The sequence below is a fragment of the Bradyrhizobium lablabi genome (assembly GCF_001440475.1).
Lineage (GTDB): Bacteria > Pseudomonadota > Alphaproteobacteria > Rhizobiales > Xanthobacteraceae > Bradyrhizobium > Bradyrhizobium lablabi.
In genome coordinates, this window is the sequence record NZ_LLYB01000034.1 from 152,629 (window position 1) to 160,936 (window position 8,308).

The window sequence follows — 8,308 nt, forward strand, 5'->3', positions numbered from 1 at the left end:
ATCTTGCCCGGTCGCGCCGGTGATCAGCGCCACGCGCCGCTGTGAATGTTCATTCGTCATGCCAGCCTCAGCCCTCTTCCAACGCGCTGACGCGCGAGCGATCGATCGATCGAGAAGGAGGCGCGACTAGAGCTGCAAATGGGCGGGTAAGAAGGCCGCAATCTCTGAGGCCGGAACAAAGTATTTGGCAATATCACGTGTTTCCGTCTTTCTGGTACCAGGTCGAGAAAATGATTGCGAAATTTTTCGGCTCATGATGCCGAGCAGGCATTTGTGTTTGACATCGAACACTCCCGATCCGGAATTGCCCGTGCGCGCTACGTCGGCGATGACTGTGCTGAACCGGCCGCGGGTTCCGATCGGCAGCCGATCGGGCGCGAGAATGTGGGAGCGCACGGCGGATCCCGGCACAATCGTCACCACCTGTTGTCCGGGGCTGGGCGGATCGGTGCAAATCGAGTTTCGCCGAAGTCGCAAGCGTGCTGGAAGAAGCTCTTCCTCGACCGACAGCAATGTGAGATCCGTTCCTTCGAAACTGCCTTCCTTGATGACACGGGTGGGATATTCCGATCCGGCAATTGCGATTTTGGGGCGAGTCAGCCAGCTCCGGCCTGCGACATGCGCTGCCGTAATGAACAGGCCTTTTCCGAGATAGATGCCGGCCCCTGGTCCCCAGCTCTGCATCGGCGTCTGATGGATGCTCACCGCGTAGGGCAACAGCGTATCATCAGCGCCTTGTGCGCATGCCGGCTGCCACAGCGTCATCAGAAGAAGTGCGCCATGGAAGAATGGTGCACGCAGCAGCTTCGCGGTAAGTCGAGCGAACGCCAAAAATCACCTGCCAGGGTTGCGCGCCGCGACCATCAGCTCGCACCGGTAAAGAACCTGAGTTCTTGAGGCGGAATGGCGGCAAGAAGGTCGCGGATAAATTGGTCCTGGAGCTTGAACGACACATCTTTCGGCAGACCGATCGTGGAGACCCTGATCAGGGCGCCATCGGGGATGATTCCGCGCAAGCCATACTTCAACCGGCTCAGTTGATGATCGACGACGCCATTGGCGATGTCATTGCCGACCCGCAACCAGTAAGTGACCGGTTCGAACCGCGATTCCCTTGCTGCTATCAGTCGAGTCATCTTGATGGGCTGGGCACCGTTGCGATAGCTGACTGCGCCATCCGCTTTTTCCGAAATCCGGAACCCGTTGGCCGTATAGCAAATCTCTGGACGGTGAGACTTCAGCCTATAGTTCTGCACCGGACCGTATGCGACCATCAGCATGACGATATTGCCGTGTCCGTCCGTATAGCCTCGACCAACTTCCTGGCTGTAGATCTTTCCGGCGAGCGGGTCCGGCTGAACGTACGCGTCGGGATCTACCGGCCGGACCGGGCTGATTTCCGGAACCAGCGTCCAGGTTCCGAACTGTCGAGGAATAACCGTTTCAAGGCTGGGGGAGGCCGATGTCCGGGCCATCAATTGGCGGGGTGCCAGCACGGTGGCAAGCACCGCACATCCCACAATTGCAACGCATGCCAATATGATCTGAACTCGAGGGTATTTCATTGAAGTCACGCACAATCCTTTAAAGAGTTAATTGGATCAGCTGTCTGGGATAAGAATATACTCCAGCCGGCTTATTTGCAGTCAAAAGAAAGAGATAATTGGCTCACTCAACGAAATTAACATAAATAACGGAAATCGCAGCGGAAAAGCGTTAGGGGCTCGACCCGGAGCGGCAGGCTCGTTAGTCGTACTGGCATCTGAACGGTTGGCCCCGTTGTATTTTGATTCTTGGCCTATTTGGTTGCACGGAGTTTTCTGGATGAAGGGTATGTCCATCAAGATCGTTCGGCCTGCCGTTTTGCTCGCCTGTTGCGCGATCGCCTTGGCCGGGTGCGGCAAGAAAAGCGATCAGGCGGCCGCTTCCAAAGGACAGGTCGTTGCACGTGTCGGCGACGAAGTCGTGACCATCCAGGATCTCGAGAACGAGTTTCGCTGGGCGAATGTGACGCCGGACAAACAGAAGGAGCCCGAAATCGTCAAACGCGTCCTGGGCGAACTGGTCGTGCGCAAATATCTGCTGCGTCAGGCTATGGCGGCGAAGCTCGATCGCGAACCGGGCGTGCTGCTGGACTTGCTGAGATCGCGCGAACAGATTCTTGAGAATGCGTATCTGCAGCGAACGGCGGCGGCCAAGGCGCCCGGCAAGGCGGATATCGACAGGTACATCGCCAATAATCCCGCGAAATTCGCCGGCAGGAAGCTGCTCAGCGTTGAACAGATCGCATTTCCAATAGGGCCGTCCGCTCAGTCTTTCGTCGAAGCGAACAAAGATACCAAATCGCTCGACGAGATCGACCAGAAGCTTACCGCGGCCGGCATTCCCCACGGCCGACAAATGGGCGCGCTGAACAGCGGCGATTTGCCGCCGGAGTTTTACGGATTGATCGAGGCCAAGAAGGCGGACGATGTGTTCTTCGTTCGCTCTGGCCAGAACGGAATGTTCTTCAAGGTCAAGGGTGAGGAGCGGCGTCCGCTCGAAGGCGAGGCCGCGGCCAATCTGGCGCGGCAATTGATGCGCGCGGACGCAGTCAAGGCCGAAATGGGAATTGCGGCCTATTCAGCGAATCTCGAAGCAAAATATGAAGGTGATTACGCAAAGATCATGCAGCCGGGCGACGGCAAGAAAAATTGAGCACGGGATCTGGTCGCAACGGCCCAAGAGTTTCTGGCCCAACAGTTTCTCAACGCGATATCGATGTGAAATGACAACATTATTTGATGTGTTGACGGTTAGCTGTTTCGTGGCCCTGGTGATCGCGTTCTTCCAGTTCACCGAGCGGGACAACCGGACGTTGTTGCACTTTATGCTGGCCGGCATCGTGTTTGCCGTCGCGAACCAGGTCGGAAATGCCGGGTCATTCTACCTTGCGCTGATCCTGATTCTTGCCGGCGCTGGTTACGCGGTTTTGATAGCCCGGAGATAAGCGGCTTGTTCCTTTTAATGCTATCAGTAAACTGAGTTTTGGAACCCGTTGGTATTGAAATGACATATTCGCAGGTAATGCCATCGGCGAAGGCAGGTTTTCTCGGCCCTTTTCTGTGGCCGGCGCTGCTTGGCGCCTCGGTAATCGGCGCCTATGCCCAGACCATTCTCAGTTTGATCGATGGGCCCTGGCAGACGGAGCAGGAGGGGCACGGACCGCTGATCATTGCGGCCTCGCTCTGGCTGGTTTGGCAGTCGCGTGAGAGGTTGCGGGCTGTTGAAATTTCTCCGGCTCCCGTCGTGGGATGGATTGCTCTCCTGGCTGGCCTGATCCTGCTCTATCTGGCCCGCATCCAGCAGGGGCTGGTCACGTTCGAGACCTTCTCCTTGATTCCCGTCATCGTCGGATGTGTTCTGATTTCGGCCGGATGGCCGGCTTTGCGGGTACTCGCGTTTCCGATCGGCTTCCTGATCTTTGCCGTGCCGATGCCCGACTGGCTGGTCGACGCCGCTACGGTTCCGCTAAAGGTCTTTATTTCGAACGTCGTAACCGATGTCCTGTATGCGGCGGGTTTTCCGGTTGCTCAGAACGGCGTCATGATCATGATCGGGACCTACCAGCTCCTGGTAAAGGATGCCTGTTCCGGGATGAATTCGATTTTTGCGTTGTCCGCGATCGGCGTTTTTTACGCCTATGCGTTTCGCTGGCAGGAGAAAATTCGCAGCCTGTTACTTCTCGCGGCGATCATACCCATTACCATTATTGCAAATTTTTTTCGCGTTTTCGCCCTAGTCCTGATCGCGTACTACCTGGGACCTGACATGCTCGATGGAATTCTGCACGATCTCACTGGCATCGGCCTGTTTGTCGTCGCGGTTGTTCTGCTGTTCCTGTTCGATGCCTTCTTGGGTCTGTGCTTTGCGCTTGTGCGCCGTGTGCGCGGGCGCGCCGCGTCGGCGACCCCTGCTTAAACTCGATCACGCGCACCGCCCCTCGTGAAAATCGGCCGCTGGGCGCTTGCTCTTGCGGGCGCTTTCCGTGAGGTGGCTGATTTGTGCAACACTTGCTAAGCTCGTTTCCTTTCAGGACCAGCACCAAGGTTGCCGTGAGCCGAACGTACGCCATACCCGACCTTCATGGTCGACTGGATCTCCTCGATCGCGCCATTGACGCGGTTATGCGGCATGCAGAGGGAACGGCTTCCACGATCATCACCCTGGGCGATTACGTCGACCGTGGGCCGCAGAGCAGGCAGGTCATCGAGCGTCTCATGAACTGGAGGCCGGACGAAGCAAAGGTCGTCAATCTGAAGGGCAACCACGAAGCCATGATGTGTGCGGTCTGTGAGAACCGGGCAGAACTCGACTGGTGGCTCAGGAACGGGGGAGGCGAGACGCTGGCGTCATATGGCCAAAGCCCGGCGCTTCCCGATCTGCGAGCGATCCCGGCCGATCACCTTGATTGGATGGTCAATCTTCCGCTGATGCATGTCGATCGACACAGAATTTTCGTTCATGCTGCTGTCGATCCGAAAGCTCCGCTCGACCAGCAGAACGAGGAAACGTTGTTGTGGAAGCGCTATCCCCGCGATGCCGACATCGGGCACGGTCGCCGATACGTGGTACACGGTCACCACGCCGATGCGCGCGCGCCGATCGCAGGCAAGTACAAGACCAATCTGGACGGGCTGGCCTGGAAGACAGGCCGCCTGGTTATCGGGGNTATTTGAGGATGACCACCCCGGCGGCGCCTGCGAGTACCTGGAAGCACTCGGNCCGCGAAATATAGGACGGCCTATCGCTGGCGTGGAGATGCGCCCCGCGCCGTTCCGCCAGTGGCAAAGTCGAATAATCCGGCCCACTTGCGGAGGACCGAATAAACCGTTGAATTTTGAATAAAGTCCGTGCCGTGTTCTCGCACCACTTCCTAATTAAGGTTTAATTCCTTTTCGGTGGCGGTCCGTTTCCGCTATCATTGAGCCACGAATCAGTGCCGCGTTCGTTTTCACACAAAAATTTCAGGAACCTTGATGTTCATGAAGATGAACCCGGCTGCCTTAGGGGCGGCGCTGATGTTGTTTGTTGGTACGGTCAATGCCGACGCCGGCTTGGTCCCTTACGCTGATCTCGCTTCATGGAACGCCGCGACGGCCAGCAAGACGACGATCATTATTCCCAATCCGTCTTCGCTCAGTGGATTTGATAGCTTTCCGGGTGGCAGCGTCAGCTATGGCGGCGTGACGTTCTCGTCAGATCTAACAACGTACAATGGTGGCTTTTTCAACGTTGGCCCGGTCTATAGCAGCCTCCCGGCTGCACTTACCGCGCAGCAAGTTGGTTTTGATCTGGTCAACATCAAGATCACCCTCGCAGGGCCGGTGACTTCATTCTCTTTCGATTTTGGTACCTTTGATGGCTACGATGTAACCATTCTTCTTTCCAACGGAAATACCGCCACCAAGAGCAGCACAGCTAACGGTTTTGCAACGAGTAACTTCTTCGGCATCACGGATACTACACCCTTCACGAGCGTCCTGGTTACGTCGGGGACCGAAAGCCTCTCTCTGAACAATGTCAGATTTGGTGTCGCCGTGTCGGCAATTCCTGAGGTTTCGACTTGGGCCATGCTGATCCTCGGCTTTGCCGGATTGGGGCTTGCTGGCTACCGGCGTTCGCGCCGAAGCGCCGCAATTGCTGCGGGCTAGTTTTTCAGCTGGCCCTTTGGCTCGATTCTGCGGTCGCTTGGATATCTAGATCGACCGAGCAACCAGCAGTGCTGACGTTCTTTTGCGAGACGGTGACGGACACGTCCAGTTGCAGCGCGAAGTGCGTTGTGGGTTCCTGACGCCGGCGCAGTTTGCGTAAGTTTATGTAACGCGACCCGACTCGGGAGCGCGGCAGAACGGGGACCTAGATGCTTTCGTTAAGAGCTGACACGCTCACGGCTTGGACGCTTGCGATCGGATTGTTGATCGGCTTCTGTTCGTTCAATTCGGCAACGGCGGCCGTTGTTTCGAGTTCGGATTTTGAAGTCATCGAGACCGCAGGTCCCGGCAACACGGGCTATTACACTGTCATCAACAACTCGGCTTCCGAATACATCTACGGATTTTCCGTCACCAATCCGCTCGCCTCGAGTGTCGACAACTGGACAACGGAGCCCGACTGGCTCGCAGGCAAGACGCCGTTGCAATTCTACCCCAAGACCGGTTTCGGCTATCTGACCGCTCCGGGATATTGGACATTTTCGAGGGGGCGTCCGGTCTTCCATGTCAGTTTTCTGACCATCGGGCCGAACGAGAGCTCGAGCAATTTCTTCTTCGGAACGGCGGAACTGGCGAGCGTCGTGACGCTGCTTCTGGTCGACGCGAAGGGAAACTTCTCGTCGATGAGCTTTGACGCCACGCAAGCCACCCCGGCTGTACCTGAGGCTTCGACCTGGGCGATGATGATTTTGGGCTTTGCGAGCATCGGCGTGTTGGCTTATCGCCGGCGCCGAAGCGGCTGCGCGACGGCCTGAGCGGGTTTGGTAAGTTCACGAATGCAAAGACCGCCCACGGGCGGTCTTTTGCTGTTCGCTAACACGATCAGGAGCCGATCGGGGAAAACGCGACACGCTAGTAACAGCGGCGTCCCTGACGATCGTGCATTACATAGTCCGTTCCGGGCGACGGATAGTAAAGTTCGCCGCACGAACCGGAATTGACCGGAGCGCCAATTATATCAAGCTTTCTGTCCAGCGCGTTCGGCGAAGCGGTCTGGTCGCTGCTCCCGCGTCCGTAATATTGTCCGCTGTATTGGCCGCTAAATTGCCCGCCATACTGGCCGGCGTACTGTCCGCCATAGCGGCCGCTATACTGCATGTTGACCTGGCCGATGGCCGGCTGCAGCGAGCCGATCATCGTCACAACCGCCAACAGGGACAGCGATATCCTCATCTCACTTCCTTGGAAGTATGAGGTATGCCGCAACCGGGGTCGCCGGCAATTGTCGGCCCGACTGCACGGTCTAGGCTTCAATCAGTCCGATCAGCTTAGCCGCTTCCTTGTCGACATCATGGCGTTCTAAAACCCGTTGGCGGGCACTTTCTCCCATTCGCGTGATCGCTTCCGGCGCCGTACCGAGACATTCTCCCATTGCCGCGGCCAGGCTCTCGAGGTCGCCGGCAGGAACCAGCCAGCCATGCTCACCATGCTCGACCAGTTCGGGGATTCCAGCAACGAACGTACTGATGACCGGTCGTCGCAAGGCCATGGCTTCCATGATGACGACCGGCAGACCTTCGGCGAAGCTCGGCAACACCAGCGCCCGAGCAGCTAGAATTTCGGCCCGAACCTCGTCACTGCTTATCCAGCCGGTTATCCGCACGGTGTCCGTCAGCCCGTATTTTGCGACGAGCGTCTCGATCTCGCTGCGCATTTCGCCGTCGCCGGCGAGAACCAGTTCGAGTTTTGTCCCGCGTTCCGCCAGCAGCCGTGCTGCCTCGATCAGGAGCAACTGTCCCTTCTGTTCACACAAGCGCCCCACGCAAACCAATCGTCGTTCGCTGCCCGTCGGCGCGGTGAAGTCGCCTTCATGGAAAGCCGGCTCAAGCCCGCAATGGACCACCTTTATCTTCGGCCAATACGCGTGAGGGACATTCCGAAAGAGCTGACTACGCCCGAATGAACTGACCGCAACGACAAAGCGAGCCCGCCGGATTTTCTCCGGTAGCGCGATGAACTTCGGCTTGTCGAATTCCTCGGGACCGTGGGCGGTGAAGCTCCAGGGCGGCCCTCCCAATTCGCCGACAAGCATCGCGACTTCGGCCGAATTGGTTCCGAAATGAACGTGCAGGTGCTGCACGTTTTCGCTGCGTAACCAAAGGGCTACCTGACATGCTTCGAGCAAATAAATCAGATGAACGGGGAGGGGGCGTTCCGCCCGCAGCCCGACCTTGAACGTCAGAACGAACGCGCGAAACAGTCCGACGGGGTTGGTTGCCAGGACTCGCAAAAATGAAACCAGCAGCGGCACCGCGCCGCCGCGCAGGATGTAACGCGTGCGAGTCTGCTCCAGCTGATCTTCGGCGCCGCGCTGCGCATCGTCCCAGCCCCGCACCGATATCCGCACGATCTCGTACCCCAGGCGTTCGAGCGCCAGGATCTCGCGCCGAATGAAACTGTGGCTGACTGCCGGATAATGGTTAATCAGATAGGCGATCTTCATGCCTGACTTTATCCCAAAAGTAGGCCCGTTAAACGTGCCCATTTTTGTTCCGCTCGCCTATTTATCTATTTGGGAAATATAGTAGTAATCGAGCTGGAAACAGGATATTTAC

General features: G+C 57.4%; 9 protein-coding genes and 1 pseudogene. 6 read left to right on the forward strand and 4 right to left on the reverse strand.

Annotated features, from left to right (window positions below; translation table 11 throughout):
* Window positions 1-126 precede the first annotated feature (126 nt).
* Window positions 127-831 (reverse strand): S1 family peptidase, encoded by a 705-nt coding sequence (locus tag CQ14_RS02170; RefSeq protein WP_057856296.1) that lies wholly within the window; start codon window positions 829-831, stop codon window positions 127-129.
* A gap of 32 nt (window positions 832-863) precedes the next feature.
* The gene (gene epsI, locus CQ14_RS02175; RefSeq protein WP_057856297.1) at window positions 864-1,565 is read right to left on the reverse strand and encodes an exosortase-associated protein EpsI, V-type; all 702 of its coding nucleotides are present in this window, start codon (window positions 1,563-1,565) and stop codon (window positions 864-866) included.
* Between the two features lie 31 nt (window positions 1,566-1,596).
* On the opposite strand from epsI, the gene CQ14_RS02180 reads away from it, so the two are divergent.
* The 6 genes and pseudogenes from CQ14_RS02180 to CQ14_RS48035 form a co-directional block, all read left to right on the forward strand.
* Window positions 1,597-2,697, forward strand: coding sequence for a hypothetical protein (locus CQ14_RS02180; RefSeq protein ID WP_245320132.1), 1,101 nt, complete (start codon window positions 1,597-1,599; stop codon window positions 2,695-2,697).
* Window positions 2,698-2,767: 70 nt separating this feature from the next.
* A complete protein-coding gene (locus CQ14_RS02185; RefSeq protein WP_057856299.1) occupies window positions 2,768-2,989 on the forward strand; it encodes an XrtV sorting system accessory protein in 222 nt (73 codons plus the stop codon).
* Between the two features lie 59 nt (window positions 2,990-3,048).
* Window positions 3,049-3,960 carry an exosortase V gene (xrtV, locus tag CQ14_RS02190; RefSeq protein WP_082649662.1) on the forward strand — a complete coding sequence of 304 codons (912 nt, stop codon included), beginning with the start codon at window positions 3,049-3,051 and terminating at the stop codon, window positions 3,958-3,960.
* Window positions 3,961-4,094: 134 nt separating this feature from the next.
* Window positions 4,095-4,710, forward strand: a 616-nt coding sequence (locus CQ14_RS48030; RefSeq protein ID WP_430650125.1) for a metallophosphoesterase, incomplete at its 3' end; no start/stop codon positions are given.
* Window positions 4,711-5,018: 308 nt separating this feature from the next.
* Complete coding sequence (locus tag CQ14_RS02200) at window positions 5,019-5,693, forward strand: hypothetical protein (protein ID WP_057856301.1); 675 nt, start codon at window positions 5,019-5,021, stop codon at window positions 5,691-5,693.
* Window positions 5,694-6,397: 704 nt separating this feature from the next.
* Window positions 6,398-6,508 (forward strand): annotated as a pseudogene (locus CQ14_RS48035) (PEPxxWA-CTERM sorting domain-containing protein); the annotation flags it as partial.
* Window positions 6,509-6,605: 97 nt separating this feature from the next.
* On the opposite strand, the gene CQ14_RS02210 reads toward CQ14_RS48035, so the two are convergent.
* Both CQ14_RS02210 and CQ14_RS02215 read right to left on the reverse strand, forming a co-directional pair.
* A complete protein-coding gene (locus CQ14_RS02210; protein ID WP_057856303.1) occupies window positions 6,606-6,926 on the reverse strand; it encodes a hypothetical protein in 321 nt (106 codons plus the stop codon).
* 70 nt (window positions 6,927-6,996) lie between these two features.
* A complete protein-coding gene (locus CQ14_RS02215) occupies window positions 6,997-8,196 on the reverse strand; it encodes a glycosyltransferase (protein WP_057856304.1) in 1,200 nt (399 codons plus the stop codon).
* Window positions 8,197-8,308: the final 112 nt, after the last annotated feature.

Bases quoted from the DNA above. Each gene is read 5' to 3' on its own strand.
- epsI (WP_057856297.1), bottom strand. From the start codon at position 1,565: ATGAAATACCCTCGAGTTCAGATCATATTGGCATGCGTTGCAATTGTG.
- CQ14_RS02185 (WP_057856299.1), top strand. From the start codon at position 2,768: ATGACAACATTATTTGATGTGTTGACGGTTAGCTGTTTCGTGGCCCTG.
- xrtV (WP_082649662.1), top strand. From the start codon at position 3,049: ATGACATATTCGCAGGTAATGCCATCGGCGAAGGCAGGTTTTCTCGGC.
- CQ14_RS02200 (WP_057856301.1), top strand. From the start codon at position 5,019: ATGTTCATGAAGATGAACCCGGCTGCCTTAGGGGCGGCGCTGATGTTG.
- CQ14_RS02210 (WP_057856303.1), bottom strand. From the start codon at position 6,926: ATGAGGATATCGCTGTCCCTGTTGGCGGTTGTGACGATGATCGGCTCG.
- CQ14_RS02215 (WP_057856304.1), bottom strand. From the start codon at position 8,196: ATGAAGATCGCCTATCTGATTAACCATTATCCGGCAGTCAGCCACAGT.